Below are 23,071 nucleotides of genomic sequence, written 5' to 3'. Positions count from 1 at the left end.
ACTTAACCCGACCCCAGCTCGTCTCTCTCATCTCCCGAGCCTACCTCAGCTGCGACCGGCATTTGTGCAACAACGCCGGCGCGTACCCGCTTGCTCGAGTTGCGGCATGTCAATAATGAGGAGCCCGGCTATATGGCTCAGGTGGAAGCTCAATTCGAGCAATTGCAGAAACACCTGGCGGAGGCAAAAAAGCTCTATGAACCTTTGATTGTCACTGCCGAGGAGCGCGAGCTCTACACGCAGTTCCTGCGCGAACGGGAGCGCTACGTCGAGTTGAACAAGCAACTGTTCGAAATTTCGCGTCGAGGCGATAAAGAGCAGGCCAAACAATTGCTGGGAGGCGAATCTCTCAAGCTCTATGACCAGTCTTCGGCGACTCTGCAAAAGCTGATCAAGTTCAACGGCGATGTGGCAAGGGGCGAGACTCTGGCTTCGGAGAAGGTTTACGACCGGGCTGTGAGCATGCTTGCCTTGGCTGCCTTGATTGCGGTGCTGGTGGCTGCAGGGGCAGGCATCTGGCTGGTGCGTTCCATCCGTGCGCCGCTGGAGCAGGCGGTGCAGGCCGCGGACCGTGTGGCCAATGGGGATCTGAGCGGCGTCATCCGCGTGGAGCGAGAGGACGAAACAGGCCGCTTGCTCGGTGCCCTGGAGCGTATGCAAAGCAGTCTGGTGCAGACCGTGCGCTCGGTACGCCAGAACGCGGAAGGCGTGGCCTCGGCCAGTTCGCAGATTGCCTCGGGAAATGCTGATCTCTCCGGTCGCACCGAGGAGCAGGCCAGTGCGCTGGAGGAAACCGCGGCCTCCATGGAGCAACTGGGCTCTACCGTGCGCCAGAACGCCGACAACGCCCGTGCCGCCAATCAAATGGCGATGAATGCCTCCCAGGTGGCAGCGCAGGGCGGTGCCGTGGTGGCCGAAGTGGTGGAAACCATGAAGGGCATCAACAACAGCAGCCAGCAGATTGCCGACATCATCACTGTCATCGACTCCATCGCCTTCCAGACCAATATCCTGGCGCTGAATGCGGCCGTGGAAGCAGCGCGCGCCGGTGAGCAGGGCCGTGGTTTTGCTGTGGTGGCGGGCGAGGTGCGTACCCTGGCCCAGCGCAGTGCCGAGGCAGCCAAGGAAATCAAGGCCTTGATCAGCACCAGCGTGCAGCGGGTGGAGCAGGGCACGCAACTGGTGGACAAGGCCGGTGCCACCATGGCCGACATCGTGTCGGCGATCAGCCGGGTGACGGATTTGATGGCCGAGATCAGTGCCGCCAGCCAGGAGCAGAGCCAGGGTGTGGCCCAGGTTGGCGAGGCGGTGACGCAGATGGATCAGACGACGCAGCAAAACGCGGCGCTGGTGGAGGAAAGTGCTGCTGCCGCCGGTGCGCTGCGCAAGCAGGCGCAGGATCTGGTTCAGGCTGTGGCGGTCTTCCAGTTGCCTGCCAGTGCGCTTTATGACCAGGCACCCAAGGCTGCAGCCCGTGCTGCGGCGCCGGCCGTGGTCGCCGCTGCCGCCCCGGCGCGTCAGGCACCTGTCCGTCGTGTGGCTGCCCGTCCTGCCCCCATGCCGGCAGCCCCGCGCTCTTTGATGGGGGGCGCGGTTGCTGGCGAATCCGCTACTGCCCGTAATGTGCAAAAGTCCTCGCTGGATGAGGATGACTGGGAAACCTTCTGAATGTCTCCTGGAGACTGAGCTTCAAGGCCGCTGCAAAGCGGCCTTTTTTGTCTCAGCCTTCAGGCCTTGCGCAGCGGACTATGGGATTGCAGCTCTTCCACATATTGAGCCATGCCTTCGCTCTCGCGCAGCAGGAAGCGCTCGATGGCATCGGCAAAAGCGGGATGGGCCACCCAGTGGGCGCTCGGTGTTTCCACGGGCAGCAGCGCGCGGGCCATCTTGTGCTCGCCCTGGGCACCGCCTTCGAAGCGGGTAAAGCCGTTGGCGATGCACCATTCGATGGGCTGGTAGTAGCAGGCTTCGAAATGCAGGCTGTCGACCCGTTCCAGAGCGCCCCAGTAGCGACCATAGGCCGCCTTGTTATTAATAGCTGCTTGCGCTTGTTCATCCTCAAAAAACAAAGGTTTTGATGCTGAAGTCATTGACTGCAAAGCGGTAATAGCTATCAAACTTGAGGCGACAGGCTGTCCGTTGCGCTCGGCGATGAACATCACCCAGTTCTCGGGCATGGCCGAGGCCATGGAGGCAAAGAACTCCGGTTTCAGATACGGCGGGTTGCCATGCTCCAGGTAGGTGCGCTCATAGCAGCGGTAGAAGAAGGACCAGTCCTGCGCACCGATGTCGCTACCCTGCATGGCTTTGAAGCTCACGCCGGCTTCGCGTATCTTGCGTCGCTCCTGGCGGATTTTTTTGCGCTTTTCCTGGTTCAGCGAGCCCAGAAAGTCGTCGAAGTCCTTCCAGCGGGACGGTGCTGTCGCAGTGCCGGCGCAGGTCTGCATGCTGGCGGGCGGCGTGTTCGTCCAGTGAAACTGCACTGTGCTGCGCTGCATCCAGCCGGCTGCGGCGCAGGCAGCAAGATCGTCGGCATCGCCAAACAGCAGGTGCAGCGATGACAGCTGCTGCTCGGCTGCCCAGGCCTGGACGGCATGCACCAGCGCCACGCGCAGCGCCTGGCTGCGTGCCAGCAGGCGGGAGCCTGGCACGGGCGTGAAGGGGACGGCCAGCAATCCCTTGGGGTAGTAAGGCAGGCCATGCTGCTGATAGGCGCGCGCCCAGGCCCAGTCAAACACATATTCGCCGTAGGAGTGGGTCTTGATATAGAGGGGGCAGGCCGCCAGCAACTCATCGCCGTCCCAGACGGTGATGACCCGGGCGATCCAGCCGGTATCGGGCGTGGCGCTGCCGCTTTGTTCCATGGCTGCCAGGTATTCGTGGCGCATGAAGGGCGTGGGCGTGGATTGAGAGGCCAGCAGCACATTCCAGGTTTGTGCGTCCAGCTGCTGCACGCTGGCAAGCACGCGAGTGATAATCTTGTTTTCGGCCATGCCCTGATTGTCGCGGGGGCTGGTGGCCTCACCGCCTAGCTTGCTTTTCATGACGCTTTCCATTTGCTGTGCCCAACGCAATTTTGTTGTGGGAGACCTCTCTGGCAATGTCCAGAAAATCATCGCCGCTGCTGCTGAAGCTTATGCCAACGGTGCCCGCCTGCTGCTCACGCCCGAGCTTGCCCTGTGTGGCTACGCGGCTGAGGACCTGTATCTGCGTCCGGCATTTTTGGAAGCCTGCGATGCGGCCCTGCAGCAGTTGCAGCAAGCCAGTACCCAATGGCCGGGGCTGGCGCTGGTCATCGGTCACCCGCAGCGCGATGAGCAAGGTGAGAAACTGTTCAACGCTGCCAGCGTGCTGCGCGATGGTCAGCAGATTGCGCGCTATTTCAAGCAACTGCTGCCCAACTTTGGCGTGTTCGACGAACAGCGCTACTTTGCGGCCGGTGAGGAAAGCTGTGTCTTCGAGCTGGACGGCATCCGGATCGGACTGCTGATTTGCGAAGACGCCTGGCATGCTGGCCCTGCGCGGGCGGCCGTGGCCGCAGGCGCCCAGTTGCTGGCCGTCATCAATGCCTCGCCGTTCCATAGCGACAAACCCTCCGAGCGCGAGGCGGTGATTGCGCAGCGCGCCATGGAAAATGCGGTTCCCCTGGTCTATGCCCATCTGGTGGGCGGCCAGGACGAGGTCGTGTTCGACGGCTGCTCGTTTGCGGTGGACGCCAGCGGTCAGGTGTCGGCGCGTGCGGCGGCCTTCGAGGAAGAGCTGCCCATGATGGCTGCGCAGCTGGTGGATGGGCGCGTGACGCTGATGGGGCAAGTCAAGCCCCAGCTGAACCACCATCATGCGCTTTGGTCGGCGCTGGTGCTGTCCGTGCGCGACTATGTGGGCAAGAACCGTTTTCCGGGTGCGCTCATCGGCCTGTCGGGCGGCATGGATTCGGCCTTGGTGCTGGCCATCGCCGTGGACGCACTGGGTGCGGACAAGGTGCGCACGGTCATGATGCCTTCGCCCTATACAGCCGATATCAGCTGGCTGGATGCGCGCGAAATGTCCGAGCGCGTGGGCGTGCAGCACGAAGAGATCGATATCGCGCCGCAGTTCGAAGCCTTCAAGGCAGCGCTGGCTGGCACTTTTGCCGGACGCGCCGAAGACACGACCGAGGAAAACCTGCAGGCCCGTATTCGCGGCACCCTGCTGATGGCCATGAGCAACAAGTTTGGCTCCATCGTGCTGACCACGGGCAACAAGAGCGAGATGTCCACCGGCTACTGCACGCTGTACGGCGACATGGCCGGCGGTTTTGCCGTCATCAAGGATGTGTTCAAGACCGAGGTGTTTGCGCTGGCACGCTGGCGCAATGCCAACGATCCCTTCGGCACGGGGCTCGACCCCATTCCCGAGCGCATCATCACGCGTCCGCCCAGCGCCGAGCTGCGCCCCGATCAGAAGGATCAGGACAGCCTGCCGGACTACGAGGTGCTGGATGCCATCGTGTCCCGTTACATGGAAAACAACGAGAGCATAAGCTCCATCGTCGCTGAGGGTTTTGCGCCTGCGGATGTGGAGCGGGTCACGCGTCTGATACAAATCAACGAGTACAAGCGTCGCCAGGCGCCGGTCGGTCCACGTCTGACAATGCGCAGCTTTGGCAAGGACTGGCGCTACCCCATCATCAACAAATTTCGCGCCTGAGGTTCTGCCTCCGGTGTTTTGCCGATTTCAATCCATTGAGGAACCAGCCCCATGAAAATGATTACCGCCGTCATCAAGCCCTTCAAGCTCGAGGAAGTGCGCGAGGCCCTGGCCGAGTGTGGGGTGAATGGTCTGACCGTGACCGAAGTCAAGGGTTTTGGCCGCCAGAAAGGCCATACCGAGCTCTATCGTGGCGCGGAGTATGTGGTGGATTTTCTGCCCAAGGTGAAGATCGAAGTCGTGGTGCGAGATGAAGACGTGGACCGCTGCGTGGATGCCGTCGTCAACGTCGCGCGCACCGGCAAGATTGGTGACGGCAAGATCTTCATCACCCCCGTGGAGCGCGTGGTGCGCATCCGTACGGGTGAGCTTGACGACACTGCTGTCTAAGTCGCCATGTCGCGCCCCAGTCATGCGCCCTATGAAAAAAGCCAGACCTTGAGTCTGGCTTTTTTCATGGTCCGGAGCTGGGTGTGTGCACTGCAGGCAGCGCTACGGGTCGGCGGATGCCTCCCTGCAGTGTTTTTCAGGGCTCAGATTACCGAGCGCAGAGGCGGTGTATCCAGCTGGCTGCCGGCATTCTGGACGAGATTTTGCAGCAGGGCCGAGGTGTCGCTGCTGCTTTCGACCAGGCCCATCTGCCACTCGCCCATGAAGCCGTTGCCCACACAGGACTGAAGAAACTGCAGCATGGCGTCGTAATAGCCATCCACATTGAGAATGCCGACGGGCTTGTCGTGGTAGCCCAGCTGGCGCCAGGTCCAGACTTCGAACAGCTCTTCAAAAGTACCGATGCCGCCGGGCAGGGCCACGAAGGCATCACTGCGCTCGGCCATCATGGCCTTGCGTTCGTGCATGTTCTTGACGATGTGCAGTTCGTCGCAGGCCTGGTTGGCCAGCTCCTTGTCGACCAGTGCCTGAGGGATGATGCCGACGACACGGCCGCCAGCTTGTTGCGTGGCTTCGGCCACCACGCCCATCAGGCCGCTGCGTCCACCGCCATAGACCAGCTGGCCGCCGCGCGAGCCTATCCATTGGCCCACGGCCTTGGCGACTTCGGTGAATTGAGGGTTGGTGCCGGGGCGTGAGCCGCAGTACACGCAAATGGAAAAAGCGGGTTGAGTCATACGATGAAACGGTGATAAAGAGCGGCAGCCCAGACGGCTCCGCAAAGGCACAGGGCCAGAAATACAGCAGCGCTGCCCATGTCCTTGGCTTTCTTGGACAGTTCGTGCCATTCGGGCCCAATACGGTCTATGGCTGCCTCTATGCCGGTATTGAGCAATTCCACAATGAGCACCAGGATGACGGTGCCGGCCAGCAGCGCTGTCTGCTCCCAGCTCTGGCCCAGCCAGAGCGCCAGAGGAATCATGACGGCAGCACAGATTGCTTCTTGCTGGAATGCTTTTTCATGCCAGCCGGCCTTGAGGCCAGCCAGTGAGTAGCCGCCGGCATGCAGCACCCGGGACAGTCCGGTACGGCTTTTTTGCGGGTTGACGGGGTCGGGTGAGGAGGTGCTCATGGAGGGGCGGGTCAGCGGATGCGTTTGGGAGTGGGGGCCTGATGCACCAGCTGGGTGCCGGCCCAGGCGTCGTGCCAGAACTGCTTTCTGGGGTGAAAGCGGCTCAGCAGCGCCCAGATCAGAATCCAGCCCATGAGCAGCACCAGAACCTCCAGTGGCGGCAGGCCCAGCGGGTAGAGCAGGGCCAGCGGTGGCAGCCACCACATCCAGCTGGCTGCGTAACGCAGCAGGGCGCGGGTTTGCGTCAGGGGGCGGCCTTGGGTATCGACCACGCGGATATGCCAGGTCTTCATGGCCAGCGTCTGGCCCTTGCTCCAGAACCAGACAAAGTAGATCCCCAGCACCACCAGCATGAAGGCCTGCAGCAGATGCCGATTGTCGAGTGCATTGCGCGTCTGCGACAGCGTTCCGAACAAATAGCCGGCGATGAACACCACGCCAAACAAAAGCATGCCTTCATAAAGCCAGCAAGCCATGCGGCGACGCAGGCTTGGTGCTATGAAGTCAGGAGTCGATGGGGCTGCCGGCCGGGTGTTTTGCTGCATGAAGGCATTGTAGGGCTCAGCTCAGCCGGCCAGGGTTTGGGCCTGCAGCATCGGCTCTGTCATTGATGCGCGTCTTGACCTGGCGCATCCAGCGGCGGCAGCGTGATGGGCGTGGCGCGAGGAATGTCCACGGGAGCCGTCTCCACAATCACCGAGGGCGTACGGATGGGGTGCGTCTCCACCATGGCTGGTGTTGCGGGCACGGGCGGTGGTGGGTGATGAATGGTTGCGGGTGGAATCTTGGGCAGATTGGGGACCGTATTGGGGGAGGCCGTGGCAGCAGGAATGCGCGCCAGCTTCTTGGAAGGCACGGGCTTGATGGCCGGTGCGGCGCTTACCACCTTGGGAGTGGCGCGGGCCGCCAGCAGTCGCTTTTCTTCATCGCTCAGAGCCTGGTAGGCCTCCCACTGGGCCTGCTTGTCAGTCGCGAGCTTGTTGGTAATGGCGAAATTCAGCCGGGCCTGATTGCGCTGGGCAGCACTCAGGCCGGACCAGGCTTCCATGCGGTCATGAAGCTTTTGCTGTTCGCGCTCGCTGAGTTTGTCAAAACCATCCGCCAGGGCAATCCAGCGGCGCTTCTGCACCGAGCCGATCATGGCCCAGCGCTCTTGCAGCGGCTGCAGAATCTCGCGCTGGTGGCTGCTGAGTTCGCCCCAGCGTGGACCCGAGGCCTGCGCCGAGGCTCTCTGGCGCGTGGACGGGTCTGCATGCATGGATCTGGATGCAGCTACCGTGGCGGGGGGGACGGAGCTGGGCGCCAGCCTGACTTGCTGTACGACATTCCATCCTGTCCAGCTCAAGGCCACCAACAACAGCGCCGCCATGATGGCGGCGGTGTTGTCGGGTTTCAGGAGGGAGCGCTTCTCAGTGGGCATCAAGGCAGAGGTGGCAGGCTGTTTAGTGTTCTGATGGGGTGGCTGCCGAGGTCTTGAGGTACTGGATGAAACCAGGGTCAGAGTAGGCAGCAGGGGGCAGATCATCGGTCAGCAAGGCGGTATCGACCTCGGTGACTTCGCTTAGCATACTTTGTTCGGTGTCGGAGTTGTAGATTACCAGGCCCGCAATGAGTGCAAAAACGGGGATGGCCGAGACCAGAGTGCGCCACCAGCCGCTACCCTCGTCGGGGCTGCCCAGTGTCAGGGTGCTGCCCTGGGCGGATGTTGCAGTACTGGTCTGAACGCGCAGCACAGACGCTTCGCGGCGACGTACAGACACGGCTTGCTCGCGGGAGGCGCGCAGGCGCTCGGTGATTTCGTAAGGGAGCAAGGCTTCGCCCTCGCTCAGTCGGGCAGTGATTTGACGGGCGATGCGGTCGGCGGTCTGTTCTTGCCGGAGGGTGGGCGCGGATTTCATAACTCGATTCCTTTGGCCTTGAGTGCCTTGCTCAATGTTTGAATGGCGCGGAAGCAATGGGTTTTGACACTGCCTTCAGAGCAACCCATGGCGGCAGCAGTCTCTGCGACATCCATCTCTTCCCAGTAACGCATGAGAAAGGCCTCGCGTTGACGCGCAGGCAGCTCCTGTATCTCTTTTTCTATGCTTTGCAGCGTCTGCTTGCGTTCGGTCAGGCTTTCGGCGTTGCTGGCGGCGGATTCGTCGCTGTTGGTGGCATAGGTTTCCAGCCAGTCGAAGTCGCTGTCCCCGTCTACGGAAGACTCCAGGTCGCTGAAGTGAGTGAAAACGGCTTTCTGGGTCTTCTGGCGGCGAAACCAGTCCAGCGTGCTGTTCGACAGAATGCGCTGGAACAGCATGGGCAGTTCATTGACCGGTTTGTCCCCATAGTGCTGGGCCAGTTTGAGCATGCTGTCCTGCACGATATCCAGGGCGGCCTCCTCGTCGCGGACATGGAAAACGCTGCGTTTGAAGGCGCGCTTTTCAACGTCTTTGAGGAATGCAGACAGTTCTTGTTCTGTGGCCAAGAGAGAGTAACCCTGGAGAAAGCGGGAGTTAGGTAGTGGCGAAAGCGGCAGATTATCGCATCCGATGATGTTTTTTTGTGTACTGCATTTGAAGGTCTTGTTGCAGTGCGATAATGATCTTCAACTTAAAGAAGCAAACGGATCACGGTCCGGCGTACACACAAACGTCCATGGCATGTGGTCTTAAGTCCTAAACCGGCCTCACAAGGGCTTCAGGCTAAGGGCACCGAAGGTTTTTCGTTAGAGAAATTCACAAAGGTTGATCATGGAAATCTCCAAAGCCGAGCTGGCCTCTGCAGCCGCCGCATCGTCCCCCAAGGGCGCCCAGGAACTGATGGGCTCCGAAATCCTCATCAAGTCTCTTCAGGCTGAAGGTGTCAAGCACCTGTGGGGTTACCCTGGCGGGGCAGTTCTCTATATTTACGACGCGCTCTACAAGCAGGACAGCATTCAGCATGTGCTGGTGCGCCACGAGCAGGCGGCCGTGCATGCAGCCGACGGTTTTGCGCGTGCCACCGGTGAAGTGGGCGTGGCGCTGGTGACATCCGGCCCCGGTCTGACCAATGCGGTGACGGGCATTGCCACCGCCTATACCGACTCCATCCCCATGGTGGTGATCGCGGGACAGACATCGACCAATTACATCGGTACCGACGCATTTCAAGAGTGCGATACCGTGGGCATCACTCGTCCCATCGTCAAGCACAACTTCCTGGTCAAGGATGTGCGCGAGCTGGCCGAGACCATGAAAAAGGCTTTCCACATCGCCCGCACCGGCCGTCCCGGCCCCGTGGTGGTGGATATTCCCAAGGACGTGTCCTTCAAGAAGGCGCTGTACACGGGCTATCCTGAAAAAGTGGAAATGCGCTCGTACAACCCCGTCAAAAAGGGACATGCGGGCCAGATCCGCAAGGCTCTGCAGTTGCTGCTGACGGCCAAGCGCCCCTACATCTATACCGGCGGCGGCGTGCTGCTGGGCAATGCCTGCAACGAACTGCGCCAGCTGGTGGACATGCTGGGCTACCCGGTCACGAATACGCTGATGGGCCTGGGCGCCTACCCGGCCAGTGACAAGAAGTTCCTGGGCATGCTGGGCATGCACGGCACCATCGAAGCCAACAATGCCATGCAGAACTGCGATGTGCTGCTGGCCGTGGGTGCGCGCTTTGACGATCGCGTGATCGGCAATCCCAAGCATTTCATGTCGGTGGAGCGCAAGATCATCCATATCGATATCGATCCTTCCTCCATCTCCAAGCGCGTGAAGGTGGATGTGCCCATCGTGGGCGATGTCAAGGACGTGCTCAATGAGCTGATCGCCATGCTGCGCGAGTCGGCACAGCGCCCTGATGAGGCGGCTTTGGGCCAATGGTGGAACACCATCGAAGGCTGGCGCAGCCGCGACTGCCTGAGCTACGACAAGTCCAACACCGAAGTCATCAAGCCCCAGTACGTGGTCGACACACTGTGGAACATGACCAAGGATGCCGACGCCTACATCACCTCCGATGTGGGTCAGCACCAGATGTGGGCTGCCCAGTATTACCGCTTTGATGAACCCCGTCGCTGGATCAACTCCGGCGGTCTGGGCACCATGGGGGTGGGCCTGCCTTACGCCATGGGCATCAAGCTGGCCAAGCCGGACTCCGAAGTCTTCTGCATCACGGGCGAAGGCTCGATCCAGATGAATATCCAGGAACTGGCCACCTGCAAGCAGTACAACACCCCGGTGGTCATCTGTGCGCTGAACAACCGCTTCCTGGGCATGGTGCGCCAGTGGCAGGAAATTGAATACTCGGGTCGCTACTCGAGCAGCTACATGGATTCGCTGCCCGACTTCGTGAAGCTGGCAGAGGCCTTTGGCCATCGTGGCCTGCTGATCGAAAAGCCTGCCGATGTCGAGGCTGCGCTGCGCGAGGCGCGCCGTATCGTGCGCGAGGAAAGCAAGACGGTTTTCCTGGACTTCCGCACCGATCCGACCGAGAACGTGTTCCCCATGGTGCAAGCCGGCCGTGGCATCACGGAAATGCTGCTGGGTGCCGACGATCTGTGATGCCGGGTAGCCGGTTTTGAAAGAAATCGGCTTCAAGCACTTACATATCAAGCACAAGCAGCTATATTTTAAATAGCGTTTTGACGAATCTATTGTCCGTCGAGCCTGGCACTTACCGGTGTCAGGGGAGGGCGGCGAAAAGAGGAATCTCCCAATGAAACACATTATTGCCGTGCTGCTCGAGAACGAGCCTGGAGCACTGTCGCGCGTCGTGGGCCTATTTTCCGCCCGTGGCTACAACATCGAATCCCTGACTGTCGCACCGACCGAGGATCCCTCGCTGTCGCGCATGACCATCCTGACCACGGGCTCGGACGATGTGATTGAGCAAATCACAAAGCACCTGAACCGACTGATTGAAGTGGTTAAAGTGGTGGACCTGACCGAAGGTGCCTACACCGAGCGCGAGCTGATGATGGTCAAGGTGCGTGCCGTGGGCAAGGAACGCGAGGAAATGAAGCGCATGGCGGACATCTTCCGCGGCCGCATCATCGACGTGACCGAGAAGAGCTACACCGTGGAGCTGACCGGCGACCAGTCCAAGAACGACGCCTTCCTGCAAGCCATTGATCGCACTGCCATCCTTGAGACCGTTCGCACAGGCGCCTCGGGTATTGGTCGTGGCGAACGCATTCTGCGTGTCTAATGGCTGCGTTGCACCACTTTTGAATCTGAACAAACCTTTTTAACCCCCTCAAGATAAGAGACCTGGAGCCATCATGAAAGTTTTCTACGACAAGGACTGTGACCTGAGCCTGATCAAGGGCAAGACTGTTGCCATCATCGGCTACGGCAGCCAAGGCCACGCACATGCTCAAAACCTGAACGACAGCGGCGTGAAGGTTGTGGTCGGTCTGCGCAAGGGCGGCTCTTCCTGGGACAAGGTCGGCAAGGCCGGTCTGACCGTGATGGAAGTGAACGACGCGGTGAAGGCTGCCGACGTGGTCATGATCCTGCTGCCCGACGAGAACATCCCCGAGGTGTACAAGAACAACGTCGAGCCCAACATCAAGTCCGGCGCTACCCTGGCTTTCGCTCACGGCTTCAACGTGCACTACAACCAGGTCGTGCCCCGCGCCGATCTGGACGTGATCATGGTCGCCCCCAAGGGCCCCGGCCATACCGTGCGCTCCGAATACCTGAAGGGCGGCGGCGTGCCTTCCCTGATCGCCATCTACCAGGACAAGTCCGGCAAGGCCCGTGACGTGGCCCTGTCCTATGCTTCCGCCAACGGCGGCGGCAAGGGCGGCATCATCGAAACCAACTTCAAGGAAGAAACCGAGACCGACCTGTTCGGCGAGCAGGCCGTGCTGTGCGGCGGTGCCGTGGAACTGGTGAAGATGGGCTTCGAGACGCTGACCGAAGCTGGCTACGCTCCCGAAATGGCTTACTTCGAGTGCCTGCACGAGCTCAAGCTGATCGTTGACCTGATGTATGAAGGCGGCATCGCCAACATGAACTACTCCATCTCCAACAACGCGGAGTATGGCGAGTACGTGACCGGCCCCGAAGTCATCAACGAAGAATCCCGCAAGGCCATGCGCAACGCCCTCAAGCGCATCCAGAGCGGTGAGTACGCCAAGATGTTCATCAGCGAAGGCCGTCTGAACTATCCTTCGATGACTGCCCGTCGTCGCCAGAACGCCGACCATGCCATCGAGCAAGTGGGCGGCCAGCTGCGCTCCATGATGCCCTGGATCTCCAAGAACAAGCTGGTCGACCAGACCCGCAACTGATGCAGGCAAGTCATTCGGCGCGAGCCGGATGACTGCGCTTGGGCAAGAGGCCACCTTCGAGGTGGCCTTTTTTCATTCCGGAGGCGATCTGTGTGGCGGGTACACTGGTGGCAGGGACATGGTCATGATGGCCGTGCTTGAAATACTATCGTTTTAATAGCTGCATGCATTTGACATGCAAGCACTGGAGGTCTGTTTGATGCAAAACAGCAATGATTCTGCCGATCTGAGTGGAATGCCGCGCAAGCCGCGCAAAGGCATTTATGTGCTGCCCAATCTGTTCACGCTGGCAGCGCTGTTTGGCGGTTTCTACGCCATCGTCATGGCCATGAACAACAAGTTCGAGCTGGCGGCCGTGGGCGTTTTCTGCGCCATGGTGCTCGACAGTCTGGACGGTCGCGTGGCGCGCATGACGCACACGCAAAGCGCGTTCGGCGAGCAGATGGATTCGCTCTCCGACATGGTGTCCTTTGGTGCCGCGCCTGCGCTGATTGCCTATGAATGGGCCTTGCGTCCCCTGGGTCGCTGGGGCTGGATTGCCGCCTTTGTGTATTGCGCCTGCGCAGCGCTGCGCCTGGCGCGCTTCAACGTGAATACGGCCGTGGTGGACAAGCGCTATTTCCAGGGCATGCCTTCGCCTGCGGCTGCGGCCCTGGTGGCGGGCTTTATCTGGCTGACCAGTGCCCTGATGGTTTCCCACCGCGATGTGCCCATCTTCGGCGATGTGATTTCCTGGTTCGGCGGCTATCCCACGGACAGAGCCGATCTGTCCTGGATCATGTTCGCCATCACGCTGTTCGCGGGCCTGACCATGGTCACCAATATTCCCTATTACAGCTTCAAGGACATCGGCGGTGCCAAGAGCATGCCGTTCGTCTCGCTGGTGGTGGTGGCCCTGCTGATGGCCGTGGTCAGCATCGAGCCTGCAACCATGCTCTTCTTGGTGTTTGTCGGCTACTCGGTCTCGGGCTATGTGATCTATGTCTGGCGCCGTGCCAAGGGCGAGCAGGTCAGCATTGTGGCGACCTCCAAGGACGAGCCCGATGAGCGTGGTCTGCACGACGATTGAAGTTCGGTTCCAAAAAATCCTGGCCCTGTCAACTTTTCTTGTGTTAAAGTGAGCCGCATGCAAAACCTGTCGCTAGCTCTACTACTAATGTCCAACGGGCAGAGAAAGTAGCGCGCGCGTACAAACACACCCTACTTGGCGGCCCGTAGCATCAGCGACGGGCCGTTTTTGCTTTTGGGCGTCGCTGGAGCTGGGTTCAATTTCCTCTAATTTCGACTAAAGAGACTCACCATGTTGCAAAACCCTTCCACCAAATACCGCGCTTTCGCCCCCGTGCGTCTGACCGATCGCACCTGGCCCGACGCGGTCATCACCAAGCCTCCGGTCTGGTGCAGCGTGGATCTGCGTGACGGCAACCAGGCCCTGATCGAGCCCATGGATATCGAGCGCAAGGTGCGCATGTTCGAGCAACTGGTGAAGATCGGTTTCAAGGAAATCGAAGTCGGCTTTCCTTCGGCCTCGCAGATCGAGTTTGACTTCATGCGCAAGCTCATCGAGGAAAACCGCATTCCCGACGACGTGACCGTGCAGGTGCTGACCCAGGCGCGTGAGCATCTGATTCGCCGCACCTTCGAAGCGCTCGAAGGCGTGCCCCGCGCCATCGTCCATCTCTACAACGCCACGGCTCCCGTGATGCGCCGTGTGGTGCTGAATATGAGTGAAGACGAGATCGTTGAGCTGGCGGTGACCAATGCCCAGATGTTCAAGGACATCGCGGCCCAGCACCCCAACACCAAATGGACCTTCCAGTACTCGCCCGAAATGTATTCGGACACCGAGCTGGAGTTCTCCAAGCGCGTGATAGATGCCGTCACCGACGTCTGGCAGCCCACGCCCGAGAACAAGTGCATCATCAACCTGCCCACCACCGTGGAGCATTCCACGCCCAATATCTTTGCCGACATGGTGGAGTGGACGCATCGCAACATCAAGCGCCGTGACAGCGTGGTGATCTCGGTCCACCCTCATAACGACCGCGGCACGGGGACGGCAGCAGCGGAGTTGTCCCTGATGGCTGGCGCGGACCGCCTGGAAGGCTGTCTGTTCGGCAACGGCGAGCGCACCGGCAATCTGGACGTGGTGAATGTGGCGCTCAATATGTATATCCAGGGCGTGAACCCCGGTCTGGATTTCTCCGACATCGACGATATCCGCGCAACGGTTGAGCATTGCAACCAGTTGCCCGTGCATCCTCGTCATCCTTACGTGGGTGACTTGGTCTACACCTCCTTCTCCGGCTCCCACCAGGATGCCATCAAGAAGGCTTTCGCCGCCCACAAGGAAGGCGATATCTGGGATATGCCTTATCTGCCCATCGATCCCAAGGACCTGGGTCGCAGCTATGAGGCCGTGATTCGCGTGAACAGCCAGTCGGGCAAGGGTGGTATTGCCTATCTGCTCGAGAGCGAGTATGGGCTTCAGCTGCCTCGTCGCCTGCAGATCGAGTTCAGTCAGGTCGTGCAGCGCGAGATGGATGCCAGCGGCAAGGAATTGTCGGCTGCGGATCTGTGGGAGCTGTTCCAGCGCGAATATGGGGTCAACACTGTCAAGCCGCCTCAATATCGTCTGAGCGAGGCAGATGGCGTGGTCAATATGACTTCCCACATCGAGATCGCCGGAGAAAAGTATTTTTTGGAAGGCGAAGGTACGGGCCCCATTGATGCCTTCGTGCAGGCGCTGTCGGCTAACGTCGGTCGCAATGTGCGCGTGCTCAACTATGCCGAGCATGCGATTGGCGAGGGAGCGAATGCCAAGGCGATTGCCTATGTGGAACTGCGCGTGGATGACGCTCAGGTCTGCTATGGCGTCGGGGTCGATGCCAATATCGTTTCTGCCTCGTTGCGCGCCATCATCTCGGGAGTGCAGCGCGTCCCTGCTGTCGCCGAAGAGGCGGTAGCCGCATAAAAGGTTCAAAGCCGGTGTCGCCAAAAGCGCACCGGCTTTTTTGTCGGCAATCCTCCAGTCAAAACAGGCGTCTACCGGCGCCATTACATAGAGAGTCCCCACCATGTCCGATCAGCTCATTATTTTTGATACCACCTTGCGTGACGGCGAGCAGTCGCCCGGCGCCTCCATGACGCGCGATGAAAAGCTGCGCATTGCACGCCAGCTGGAGCGCCTCAAGGTCGATGTGATCGAGGCAGGGTTTGCCGCAGCATCCAATGGTGACTTCGAGTCCATCCAGACCATTGCGCGTGCCATCAAGGATTCCACGATCTGCTCGCTCTCCCGCGCCAACGACCGCGACATCGCGCGTGCGGCCGAGTCCTTGAAGGGGGCCAACCGCGCTCGCATTCACACTTTCATCGCCACCAGTCCGCTGCACATGGAGAAAAAGCTGCGCATGACACCCGAGCAGGTGCTGGAGCAGGCCAAGCAGGCGGTGCGCTTCGGGCGCAATCTCATTGAAGACATCGAATTCAGCGCGGAGGACGGTTATCGCAGCGAACCCGATTTTCTGGCGCGCGTGATCGAGGCCGTCATCAAGGAAGGTGCAACCACCATCAACGTGCCCGACACTGTGGGTTATGCGATTCCCGAGCTCTATGGCGAGTTCATTCGCAACTTGCGCGAGCGCGTTCCCAACAGCGACAAGGCCGTCTGGTCCGTGCATTGCCACAACGACCTGGGCATGGCGGTTGCCAATTCGCTGGCGGGCGTGAAGATCGGCGGCGCGCGCCAGATCGAATGCACCATCAACGGGCTGGGCGAGCGTGCAGGTAACTGCTCACTTGAAGAAGTGGTCATGGCCATCAAGACGCGCAAGGACTACTTTGGTCTCGACGTGAATATCGATACCCAGCATATCGTGGCCGCCAGCCGCCTGGTCAGTCAGACCACGGGCTTTGTGGTGCAGCCCAACAAGGCGGTGGTGGGAGCCAATGCCTTTGCCCATGCCTCCGGCATTCATCAGGATGGCGTGCTCAAGGCGCGTGACACCTACGAAATCATGCGTGCCGAGGATGTGGGCTGGGCGGCCAACAAGATTGTGCTGGGCAAGCTCAGTGGTCGCAACGCCTTCAAGCAGCGTCTGCAGGAGCTGGGGGTGGAACTGGACAGTGAAGCTGCCATCAACCAAGCCTTCACGCGCTTCAAGGAACTCGCGGATCGCAAGAGCGAGATCTTTGATGAGGACATTCTGGCGCTGGTGAATGCCGAAGGCGCGGAGCACCAGGACAATCAGTTCCAGTTCATTTCGCTGGCCCAGCAGAGTGAAACAGGTGAGCGCCCGCATGCAAGCGTGGTCTTCAGCAATGCAGGCCGGGAAATCAAGGCCAGCTCTGAGGGCAATGGTCCGGTCGATGCCTCGTTCAAGGCCATCGAGTCCGAAGTCAAGAGCGGTGCCGAGATGGTGCTGTATTCCGTCAATGCCATCAGCGGCTCAACTGAGAGTCAGGGCGAGGTGACGGTGCGCCTGCAGCGCAGTGGTCGCATCGTCAACGGAGTGGGTGCTGACCCCGATATTGTGGTCGCATCGGCCAAGGCATATCTGAGCGCTTTGAACAAATTGCATAGCAATCAGGAAGTTGTTGCAGCACAAGGTTGACTGCTGGATTTATAATTTCACTCAGATTATCGAGAAGGTTGTGTAAGTGCTTGTCGCTGCACAACTTTTTTGATTGAATTAAATCCTTACACCTTGTTGTCTGGAGTATCGCATGCAGCTGCTGCGTCCATTTCGCCTTGCAAAACTCACCCAGGTGGTGTCTTTGGCTCTGTTGAGCTGCGCTCTGGCTGCTCCGGCAGCGCATGCGGCGACGCCAAAAAAAGACTCCAAAAAGCCCGTGGTTGCTGCGGCTTCGGCTAAGAAAGCGGCCAAGGAGCCGGCTGGCAAGGTTCGTGCCGCAGCGCAGCCCAAAAGCGCAAAGGTCGCCAAAGGCAAGCCGGAAAAGGCAGACGCCAAGCTTGCAAGCAAGAAGGGCGGAAAGACTTCTCTAGCAGCCAAGGCCGAAAGAGACGAGAAGACCGGCGGCAAAAAGCGTCTGGCCAGAGCAGGAGCCACCGGTGCTGCGGTTGTGGCAGCAGCTGCTGCCACGGCAGTCGAGCCCGCACGCCTGTCCTACGGGCAGATGGCGGGTCTTCACTCCGTCTCGGATCCCCTGGATCTGCAAAGCAGCGTGGCTTATGTGATTGACCAGGACACACATGAGGTGCTGCTGAGCAAGAACGATCAGGCAGTGCTGCCGATTGCCTCGCTGACCAAGCTGATGACCGGTCTGCTGATCTCTCAGGCCCGCCTGCCCATGGATGAGATGATCACCATCACGCAGGACGATGTGGATACCGAAAAGCACAGCAGCTCCCGCCTGCGTGTCGGTACCACCTTGACGCGTGCCGAGATGATGCATCTGGCGCTGATGTCCAGCGAGAACCGTGCTGCCCATGCCCTGGGACGCACTTATCCCGGCGGTCTGGCGCAGTTTGTGCAACTGATGAACTCCAAGGCGCTGCAACTGGGCATGAAGGACACGCGCTATGTGGAGCCCACCGGCCTGTCCAGCAGCAACCAGTCCAGCGCACGCGATCTGGCGCGCCTGGTGGCGGTGGCTCATGCCGATCCGCTGATGCGCGAGTACTCCACATCGCCCGGCTATGAAGTGGCCGTCGGTCGCCGCACGCTGCAGTTCAACAACACCAACCGTCTGGTCAAGAGCGACAACTGGGATATCGGCCTGCAAAAGACCGGCTATATCTCCGAAGCCGGACGCTGCCTTGTGATGCAGGCCCATGTGGCCGGGCGCAAGCTGATCATGGTGTTCCTGGATTCCGCAGGCAAGTTCAGCCGCCTGGCAGATGCCGAGCGAGTGCGCCATTGGATGGAAAGCAAGGGCCCCACGGCCAGCAACACGATTGCCAGCCGTATCCGCGGTTGAGCCTGGCGAGAGGGCCAGGCCCGTCAGCAAAAAAAGCGCTACCTCGGTAGCGCTTTTTTATTGGATCAATACCTGAAATGGCCTTCCCAGCCCTTTTGCGGATTGCGAGATGAGCTCGCTCCTGTCATTGGAGCGAAGAGATTCAGCCGTGCTGGCTGCGGCTATAGGGGTTGGCCGGTGCTTGAGCCGGCGCAGGGCGTGTGCCGCTGAAACCCAGCGCCACGGAAATTTCCTGCACCGTGGCCTGCAATCTGGGGGCCCAGCTCTCGTCAAGGCGGTCTGCTGGGGCAGAGATGGACAGGCCCGCAATCAGCTTGCTCTGGTCGTCGTAAATGCCGGCTGCCATGCAACGCACGCCCAATTCCAGCTCTTCGTTGTCGCGGGCAATGCCGTATTGGCGTACCTTGGCCAGCTCATGTTCGAGGTCGCCCAGCTGGGTGATGCTGAAATGGGTCTTGCCGGGCAGGCCAGTGCGCATGGCGTAGGCGCGCACCTGCTGGGAATCGTCAGCTGCCAGAAACAGCTTGCCGTTGGAGGTCAAGTGCAAAGGCGCGTGGCCGCCAATGGCGCGTACCACCTGCATGCCCGAGCGCTCGCTGTAGGCGCGTTCCACATAGACAATCTCGTCGCCCTGGCGCACGGACAGGCTGATGGGTTGCTGAATCTGCTTGTAAAGCTGACGCATGGGGGTCAGCGCCACTTCACGTACGTTCAGCCGGGCCTTGACCAGGTTGCCCAGTTCCAGAAAGCGCATGCCCAGGCGGTAGCTGCCCGATTCGGGGCGATCCACAAAGCGGCCCAGTGCAAGGTCATTGAGTATGCGGTGCGTGGTCGATGGATGCAGGCCCGTGCGTTCGCTGATCTCCTTCAAAGAAACCGCTTCCTCACGCGATGCCAGCACGTCGATCAACGTGAACATGCGTTCCAGAACCTGGACGCTGGGCTTTGCGGAGGCCGATAGGTCGTCTTTTTTCATGCGTTGGAGATACTTTGCGGGATGAGGGCATTCTAGCGGTGCTGCAGCCGTGCAGCCATGTCATCCGCTCATATATCCATGTGCTGTTTTTTGCAGCGTCACTCTTCAATTTGCGAGCGCACAATGCTTTGCCTGTCTACGCGCTGCCATAGCTCGCCCTGGCGGATCTCATGTGGCAAAAAGCTGGCCTTGTAGCGCATCTTCTGGCTCTCGGAGATCCAGTAGCCAAGATAGACATAAGGCAGGTTCATGGCTTTGGCTTGCTGAATTTGCCACAGCACATTGAAGGTTCCATAGCTGGCGTGGTCCTCCGGATCGTAGAAGGTGTAGACCGCCGACAGCCCGTCCTCCAGTACGTCCAGAATGGAGAGCATTTTGAGTGTGCCGGGCTGACCGCCTGCGCCCGGCTCGCGGAACTCGACCAATCGGGAGTTGACCCGGCTTTGCAGCAGAAACTGCGTGTACTGGTCCACGCTGTCGTTGTCCATGCCGCCACCGCTATGGCGGTGCTGCTGGTAGCGTAGGTAGAGCTGGTAGTGCTCGTCGGAGTAGTGCAGGCGCTGAATGGAGGCGACAAGTTGCCCATGCTGTTTTGCAGCGCGCCGCTGGCTGCGGCTGGGGCGAAACTCCTGGGCCAGAATTCGCAGGGGAACGCAGGCCTTGCAGCCATCGCAATAGGGGCGATAGGTGAACATGCCGCTGCGCCTGAAGCCCAGCGTGACCAGTTCCGAATAGGTGGTGTTCTGAATCAGGTGACTGGGTGTGGCGACCTGAGAACGTGCCAGCCGGCCCGGCAGATAGCTGCAGGGATAGGCTGCCGTGGCATAAAACTGCAGGGCATGTAGCGGGAGGTCGTTCGGGTGCGTCATGATCGGACTCGGCTGCAGATGCGGTGCGTCAAGCCTCAGTATGGCTTAGCAACTGTTCCCAGTATATGGGGCTGAATTGCCACTGCATATCGGGCAGCCGGGCCTGGGCTTGAACGGTCCGGGCGAACTGCGCTCTTGTGACTTCTCGAGCGCCCATGAAAGACAGATGTGCTGTGGCCTGCTGGCAGTCGATCTGCGGCACCTGATGAGCCCTGCACAGGGCCACCAGTGCCGACAGTGCAATCTTGGAGGCATCGGTCTGCAGTGCGAACATGGATTCGCCAAACACGGCCCTGCCCAGTGCCACGCAGTAAAGCCCGCCGACCAGCTGGCCGTCGATCCAGGTTTCCACGCTGTGTGCAGCGCCCTGCTGATGCAGCTCGGTATAGGCATCGACGATGCTTTGCACAATCCACGTACCGTTCTGTCCATCGCGCGGGGTCTGGGCGCAATGCTGCATCACCGTGGCAAAAGCACTGTCGATGCGAATTTCACAGCGCGGATCATTGCGAAACTTCTGCAGTCTTTTGCGCAGGCTGCGGTGCAGGCGGAATTCCTCGGGATGCAGGGCCATGCGCGGGTTGGGGGACCACCAGAGAACCGGCTGTCCCTCGCTGAACCACGGGAAAATGCCTTGGCTGTAAGCAGTGCGAAGACGTGCTGCATCCAGCGTATTGCCGGCGGCCAGCAGCCCGGGAATGGGGTCCCGCTCGCCCCAGGTCTGATCGATGGGGGGAAATTCTTGTTCGGGCTGCAGCCAGGGCAGGGAGTGCGTCATTGGCAGTGGGAGTGGATGGACTGCCCTTAGTCTTGCACAGACTGAAGCGGTTTTGAGTGTCGCGGCAGACGAAGGGGCTGGCGTAATCCCGCTGTCGGAGGCGGAAATGAAAAAAGGCTTCCTGAAGGAAGCCTTTTGCCGGGGAGCAGCTGCGACAGCTGCCGCCACATTACACGCGCTTGCGGTATTCGCCGGTGCGGGTGTCGATTTCGATCTTGTCTTCTTGAGACACGAACAGGGGCACGGCCACTTCGAAGCCGGTAGCGATCTTGGCGGGCTTCAGAACCTTGCCGGAGGTATCGCCCTTGACGGCGGGCTCGGTCCAGGTGATTTCGCGCACGATGGTGGTGGGCAGTTCGACGGAGATGGCCTTGCCGTCGTAGAACACCACTTCGGCAGTCATGCCGTCTTCCAGGTAGTTCAGTGCGTCAGCCATGTTTTCAGCTTCGACTTCGTACTGGTTGAACTCTTCGTCCATCCACACGTACATGGGGTCGGCGAAGTAGGAGTAGGTGCAATCCTTCTTGTCCAGGATCACGTTGTCGATCTTGTCGTCGGCCTTGAACACGTTTTCCGTGCCGAAGTTGCCGATCAGGCTCTTGAGCTTCATGCGCACGGTAGCAGCGCCACGGCCGCCACGAGCGTATTCGGTCTTCAGAACGATCATGGGGTCCTTGCCGAACATGATCACATTGCCTGCGCGGATTTCTTGAGCGATTTTCATGGCTTGCTTGCGTTTGAAAGGTTGGAGCCGCTCTACACGGCAGGCAAGCTGTTCGCAATGGTCGCTGGAGAAAGCAACGCATCAAAGGTGCGGCGGCGGGGCCTGCCGCATGTACCGCGGCGGGGCGCGACCCCGAAAGCAAGATCGCTCGGCATACCGGCTGCGACTGCCCTCAGAGAGGCAAAACGTGGATTTTAGCTTTTTTCGGCGACAAAAGCTTGAAGCTGCGCAATCAGCTCGGTTTGTTCCATCAATCTGGCTCGCGCAGCCCTGATGCAACAGGCCCATTCATCAAGCATTTCGCGTGTGAGAAAAGGCAATGTTTGCGGTGCGGTCATGCCGTTCCAGGTGTGGTGAAAGCGCCTGAGGCTGTCCGGGGCCTGGAGCCAGTCGAGAAAGGCATTCAGCTTGTCGTGGTGGGCGTTGTCATGCTGAGGGTAGATCTGCCAGACCATGGGCTGGCCGGCCCAGAGCGCACGTACCAGGGAATCCTCGCCACGCACCAGATTCAGGTCGCAGGCCCAGAGCATTTCGTCGAACCGGGCCTGAGGGCGGGCTGGCAGATAGACCGGCTGCATCTGCTGCGCTTGGGGCAGCGCCTGCACGGCCGTCGTGGCGCGTCCCGGGGTCACCAGCAGCCTGGCATTGAGCGCCTGCTTGTCCGAGAGCTGGGCGAGCAACTGGGGCAGGGCGGCAGGCTCGTAGCAAAACAGCGAGACGGCACATTCGTCATGCTGAATGCCTTCTGCGCGGCGCCATGATTCGCGCTGCGCCATGAAGGTCTGCTGGCGCTGTGCCAGGTTCTGCTCGCGCACCAGCGAGCCGGTGGTTGCCGTAAAGCCGGGGTAGAAGAACCAGCGTGTCAGCCCTGAGGCGGGGCCGCTCATGATGCGTGAGGGCAGGCGATGGCAGCGCTCCACATAGTCTTCGGCCGAGAGATATTCGAGATTGATCCAGACCGCAGGCTTGCTCTTCGACGCCTTGTCTGCAATGGCGCTCACGAATGCCGCGGGAATCTCGCAGCCGAAGGCCTCGATGACCACATCGCCAATCGACGCCGGAACGTCTGCGGCTTGCGCGGGCCAGGCATGCACGCTCAGGCCGGGCGGCCAGGGCTGCGGGGCCATCCATTGCAGGGCGCTGGCATCGTCCATCCACAGGCGTACCTGCTGGCCGCGGGCGGCCAGCTCTGCGGCCGTGCGCCAGCACACGCCCACGTCGCCAAAATTGTCAATCACCTGGCAGAAGATGTCCCAGCACAGCGATGGATGGGGCGCCCCGGGGGCGGGCAGAGGCATGGGTGAAAAATCAGGCATG

The 23,071-nt window shown here is 60.3% G+C and carries 22 protein-coding genes and 1 pseudogene; 11 read left to right on the top strand and 12 right to left on the bottom strand.

Annotated features, from left to right (window positions below):
- Positions 1-69: 69 nt before the first annotated feature.
- Positions 70-1,668 (top strand): annotated as a pseudogene (locus ACWGXF_RS21385) (methyl-accepting chemotaxis protein); the annotation flags it as partial.
- Positions 1,669-1,727: 59 nt separating this feature from the next.
- Here ACWGXF_RS21385 and ACWGXF_RS21380 read toward each other — a convergent pair.
- On the bottom strand, positions 1,728-3,044 hold the full coding sequence (locus ACWGXF_RS21380) for a GNAT family N-acetyltransferase (RefSeq protein ID WP_256630130.1): 1,317 nt from the start codon (positions 3,042-3,044) through the stop codon (positions 1,728-1,730).
- Between ACWGXF_RS21380 and ACWGXF_RS21375 the strand changes: the two genes are divergently transcribed.
- Both ACWGXF_RS21375 and ACWGXF_RS21370 read left to right on the top strand, forming a co-directional pair.
- Positions 3,043-4,689: an NAD+ synthase gene (locus ACWGXF_RS21375; RefSeq protein WP_256630131.1), complete on the top strand. Its 1,647-nt coding sequence runs from the start codon at positions 3,043-3,045 to the stop codon at positions 4,687-4,689. The genes ACWGXF_RS21380 and ACWGXF_RS21375 overlap by 2 nt on opposite strands.
- 51 nt (positions 4,690-4,740) lie before the next feature.
- Positions 4,741-5,079 (top strand): P-II family nitrogen regulator, encoded by a 339-nt coding sequence (locus tag ACWGXF_RS21370; protein WP_003056652.1) that lies wholly within the window; start codon positions 4,741-4,743, stop codon positions 5,077-5,079.
- 143 nt (positions 5,080-5,222) lie between these two features.
- Here the strand turns inward: ACWGXF_RS21370 and ACWGXF_RS21365 are convergent, their stop codons facing one another.
- From ACWGXF_RS21365 to ACWGXF_RS21350, 4 genes are read right to left on the bottom strand one after another with little or no spacing between them, the layout of a single operon-like run.
- On the bottom strand, positions 5,223-5,816 hold the full coding sequence (locus ACWGXF_RS21365) for an LOG family protein (RefSeq protein ID WP_034356985.1): 594 nt from the start codon (positions 5,814-5,816) through the stop codon (positions 5,223-5,225).
- Complete coding sequence (locus tag ACWGXF_RS21360) at positions 5,813-6,211, bottom strand: diacylglycerol kinase (RefSeq protein WP_034356988.1); 399 nt, start codon at positions 6,209-6,211, stop codon at positions 5,813-5,815. The genes ACWGXF_RS21365 and ACWGXF_RS21360 overlap by 4 nt, the downstream gene beginning before the upstream one ends.
- Before the next feature lie 11 nt (positions 6,212-6,222).
- Positions 6,223-6,756 carry an RDD family protein gene (locus ACWGXF_RS21355; RefSeq protein ID WP_256630132.1) on the bottom strand — a complete coding sequence of 178 codons (534 nt, stop codon included), beginning with the start codon at positions 6,754-6,756 and terminating at the stop codon, positions 6,223-6,225.
- Between the two features lie 59 nt (positions 6,757-6,815).
- Entirely contained in the window at positions 6,816-7,469 is a 654-nt protein-coding gene (locus tag ACWGXF_RS21350; RefSeq protein WP_231905701.1) for a DUF3106 domain-containing protein, read from the bottom strand.
- Between ACWGXF_RS21350 and ACWGXF_RS21345 the strand changes: the two genes are divergently transcribed.
- Positions 7,468-7,665 carry a hypothetical protein gene (locus ACWGXF_RS21345; RefSeq protein ID WP_012837807.1) on the top strand — a complete coding sequence of 66 codons (198 nt, stop codon included), beginning with the start codon at positions 7,468-7,470 and terminating at the stop codon, positions 7,663-7,665. The genes ACWGXF_RS21350 and ACWGXF_RS21345 overlap by 2 nt on opposite strands.
- Here ACWGXF_RS21345 and ACWGXF_RS21340 read toward each other — a convergent pair.
- Both ACWGXF_RS21340 and ACWGXF_RS21335 read right to left on the bottom strand, forming a co-directional pair.
- Positions 7,654-8,109 (bottom strand): DUF3619 family protein, encoded by a 456-nt coding sequence (locus ACWGXF_RS21340; RefSeq protein WP_087864541.1) that lies wholly within the window; start codon positions 8,107-8,109, stop codon positions 7,654-7,656. The genes ACWGXF_RS21345 and ACWGXF_RS21340 overlap by 12 nt on opposite strands.
- A complete protein-coding gene (locus ACWGXF_RS21335) occupies positions 8,106-8,675 on the bottom strand; it encodes an RNA polymerase sigma factor (RefSeq protein WP_003066234.1) in 570 nt (189 codons plus the stop codon). Before ACWGXF_RS21335 ends, ACWGXF_RS21340 begins: the two co-directional genes overlap by 4 nt.
- A gap of 265 nt (positions 8,676-8,940) precedes the next feature.
- Between ACWGXF_RS21335 and ACWGXF_RS21330 the strand changes: the two genes are divergently transcribed.
- The 7 genes from ACWGXF_RS21330 (at position 8,941) to pbpG (ending at position 18,407) form a co-directional block, all read left to right on the top strand.
- A complete protein-coding gene (locus ACWGXF_RS21330) occupies positions 8,941-10,728 on the top strand; it encodes an acetolactate synthase 3 catalytic subunit (protein WP_003066236.1) in 1,788 nt (595 codons plus the stop codon).
- Positions 10,729-10,882: 154 nt separating this feature from the next.
- The gene (gene ilvN / locus ACWGXF_RS21325; protein WP_003056638.1) at positions 10,883-11,374 is read left to right on the top strand and encodes an acetolactate synthase small subunit; all 492 of its coding nucleotides are present in this window, start codon (positions 10,883-10,885) and stop codon (positions 11,372-11,374) included.
- 73 nt (positions 11,375-11,447) lie between these two features.
- Positions 11,448-12,464, top strand: a complete 1,017-nt coding sequence (gene ilvC / locus ACWGXF_RS21320) for a ketol-acid reductoisomerase (protein ID WP_003056637.1) — start codon at positions 11,448-11,450, stop codon at positions 12,462-12,464.
- Positions 12,465-12,663: 199 nt separating this feature from the next.
- On the top strand, positions 12,664-13,533 hold the full coding sequence (gene pssA / locus ACWGXF_RS21315; RefSeq protein WP_003056635.1) for a CDP-diacylglycerol--serine O-phosphatidyltransferase: 870 nt from the start codon (positions 12,664-12,666) through the stop codon (positions 13,531-13,533).
- Positions 13,534-13,764: 231 nt separating this feature from the next.
- Positions 13,765-15,438, top strand: coding sequence for a 2-isopropylmalate synthase (leuA, locus tag ACWGXF_RS21310; protein ID WP_003066243.1), 1,674 nt, complete (start codon positions 13,765-13,767; stop codon positions 15,436-15,438).
- A gap of 103 nt (positions 15,439-15,541) precedes the next feature.
- The gene (locus ACWGXF_RS21305) at positions 15,542-17,080 is read left to right on the top strand and encodes a 2-isopropylmalate synthase (RefSeq protein ID WP_256630133.1); all 1,539 of its coding nucleotides are present in this window, start codon (positions 15,542-15,544) and stop codon (positions 17,078-17,080) included.
- Positions 17,081-17,192: 112 nt separating this feature from the next.
- The gene (gene pbpG, locus ACWGXF_RS21300) at positions 17,193-18,407 is read left to right on the top strand and encodes a D-alanyl-D-alanine endopeptidase (protein ID WP_256630134.1); all 1,215 of its coding nucleotides are present in this window, start codon (positions 17,193-17,195) and stop codon (positions 18,405-18,407) included.
- Between the two features lie 142 nt (positions 18,408-18,549).
- Here the strand turns inward: pbpG and ACWGXF_RS21295 are convergent, their stop codons facing one another.
- The 5 genes from ACWGXF_RS21295 to earP all read right to left on the bottom strand — a co-directional run bounded on the left by ACWGXF_RS21295 (position 18,550) and on the right by earP (position 23,070).
- The gene (locus ACWGXF_RS21295; protein ID WP_003066249.1) at positions 18,550-19,383 is read right to left on the bottom strand and encodes an IclR family transcriptional regulator; all 834 of its coding nucleotides are present in this window, start codon (positions 19,381-19,383) and stop codon (positions 18,550-18,552) included.
- 98 nt (positions 19,384-19,481) lie between these two features.
- Entirely contained in the window at positions 19,482-20,252 is a 771-nt protein-coding gene (locus ACWGXF_RS21290; RefSeq protein ID WP_034393186.1) for an arginyltransferase, read from the bottom strand.
- Between the two features lie 28 nt (positions 20,253-20,280).
- Entirely contained in the window at positions 20,281-21,030 is a 750-nt protein-coding gene (aat, locus tag ACWGXF_RS21285; protein WP_012837812.1) for a leucyl/phenylalanyl-tRNA--protein transferase, read from the bottom strand.
- A 169-nt stretch (positions 21,031-21,199) separates the two neighbouring features.
- Positions 21,200-21,754 carry an elongation factor P gene (efp, locus tag ACWGXF_RS21280; protein ID WP_003056627.1) on the bottom strand — a complete coding sequence of 185 codons (555 nt, stop codon included), beginning with the start codon at positions 21,752-21,754 and terminating at the stop codon, positions 21,200-21,202.
- Positions 21,755-21,948: 194 nt separating this feature from the next.
- Positions 21,949-23,070, bottom strand: a complete 1,122-nt coding sequence (gene earP / locus ACWGXF_RS21275; protein ID WP_452102470.1) for an elongation factor P maturation arginine rhamnosyltransferase EarP — start codon at positions 23,068-23,070, stop codon at positions 21,949-21,951.
- Position 23,071 lies beyond the last annotated feature (1 nt).

This window comes from Comamonas sp. HJ-2 (assembly GCF_053615495.1).
The sequence above is the reverse complement of the archived record's forward strand: the minus strand, read 5'-3'. Positions and strand labels throughout refer to the sequence as shown.

What these genes read in the sequence shown, in the direction of transcription:
- ACWGXF_RS21370 (WP_003056652.1), top strand. Translation starts at nt 4,741, where the DNA reads ATGAAAATGATTACCGCCGTCATCAAGCCCTTCAAGCTCGAGGAAGTG.
- ilvN (WP_003056638.1), top strand. Translation starts at nt 10,883, where the DNA reads ATGAAACACATTATTGCCGTGCTGCTCGAGAACGAGCCTGGAGCACTG.
- ACWGXF_RS21380 (WP_256630130.1), bottom strand. Translation starts at nt 3,044, where the DNA reads ATGAAAAGCAAGCTAGGCGGTGAGGCCACCAGCCCCCGCGACAATCAG.
- ACWGXF_RS21375 (WP_256630131.1), top strand. Translation starts at nt 3,043, where the DNA reads ATGACGCTTTCCATTTGCTGTGCCCAACGCAATTTTGTTGTGGGAGAC.
- ACWGXF_RS21360 (WP_034356988.1), bottom strand. Translation starts at nt 6,211, where the DNA reads ATGAGCACCTCCTCACCCGACCCCGTCAACCCGCAAAAAAGCCGTACC.
- pssA (WP_003056635.1), top strand. Translation starts at nt 12,664, where the DNA reads ATGCAAAACAGCAATGATTCTGCCGATCTGAGTGGAATGCCGCGCAAG.
- ACWGXF_RS21350 (WP_231905701.1), bottom strand. Translation starts at nt 7,469, where the DNA reads ATGCATGCAGACCCGTCCACGCGCCAGAGAGCCTCGGCGCAGGCCTCG.
- ACWGXF_RS21355 (WP_256630132.1), bottom strand. Translation starts at nt 6,756, where the DNA reads ATGCAGCAAAACACCCGGCCGGCAGCCCCATCGACTCCTGACTTCATA.
- ACWGXF_RS21290 (WP_034393186.1), bottom strand. Translation starts at nt 20,252, where the DNA reads ATGACGCACCCGAACGACCTCCCGCTACATGCCCTGCAGTTTTATGCC.
- ACWGXF_RS21345 (WP_012837807.1), top strand. Translation starts at nt 7,468, where the DNA reads ATGGATCTGGATGCAGCTACCGTGGCGGGGGGGACGGAGCTGGGCGCC.
- aat (WP_012837812.1), bottom strand. Translation starts at nt 21,030, where the DNA reads ATGACGCACTCCCTGCCCTGGCTGCAGCCCGAACAAGAATTTCCCCCC.
- leuA (WP_003066243.1), top strand. Translation starts at nt 13,765, where the DNA reads ATGTTGCAAAACCCTTCCACCAAATACCGCGCTTTCGCCCCCGTGCGT.
- ilvC (WP_003056637.1), top strand. Translation starts at nt 11,448, where the DNA reads ATGAAAGTTTTCTACGACAAGGACTGTGACCTGAGCCTGATCAAGGGC.
- ACWGXF_RS21305 (WP_256630133.1), top strand. Translation starts at nt 15,542, where the DNA reads ATGTCCGATCAGCTCATTATTTTTGATACCACCTTGCGTGACGGCGAG.
- pbpG (WP_256630134.1), top strand. Translation starts at nt 17,193, where the DNA reads ATGCAGCTGCTGCGTCCATTTCGCCTTGCAAAACTCACCCAGGTGGTG.
- efp (WP_003056627.1), bottom strand. Translation starts at nt 21,754, where the DNA reads ATGAAAATCGCTCAAGAAATCCGCGCAGGCAATGTGATCATGTTCGGC.
- ACWGXF_RS21365 (WP_034356985.1), bottom strand. Translation starts at nt 5,816, where the DNA reads ATGACTCAACCCGCTTTTTCCATTTGCGTGTACTGCGGCTCACGCCCC.
- ACWGXF_RS21340 (WP_087864541.1), bottom strand. Translation starts at nt 8,109, where the DNA reads ATGAAATCCGCGCCCACCCTCCGGCAAGAACAGACCGCCGACCGCATC.
- ACWGXF_RS21295 (WP_003066249.1), bottom strand. Translation starts at nt 19,383, where the DNA reads ATGAAAAAAGACGACCTATCGGCCTCCGCAAAGCCCAGCGTCCAGGTT.
- ACWGXF_RS21330 (WP_003066236.1), top strand. Translation starts at nt 8,941, where the DNA reads ATGGAAATCTCCAAAGCCGAGCTGGCCTCTGCAGCCGCCGCATCGTCC.
- earP (WP_452102470.1), bottom strand. Translation starts at nt 23,070, where the DNA reads ATGCCTGATTTTTCACCCATGCCTCTGCCCGCCCCCGGGGCGCCCCAT.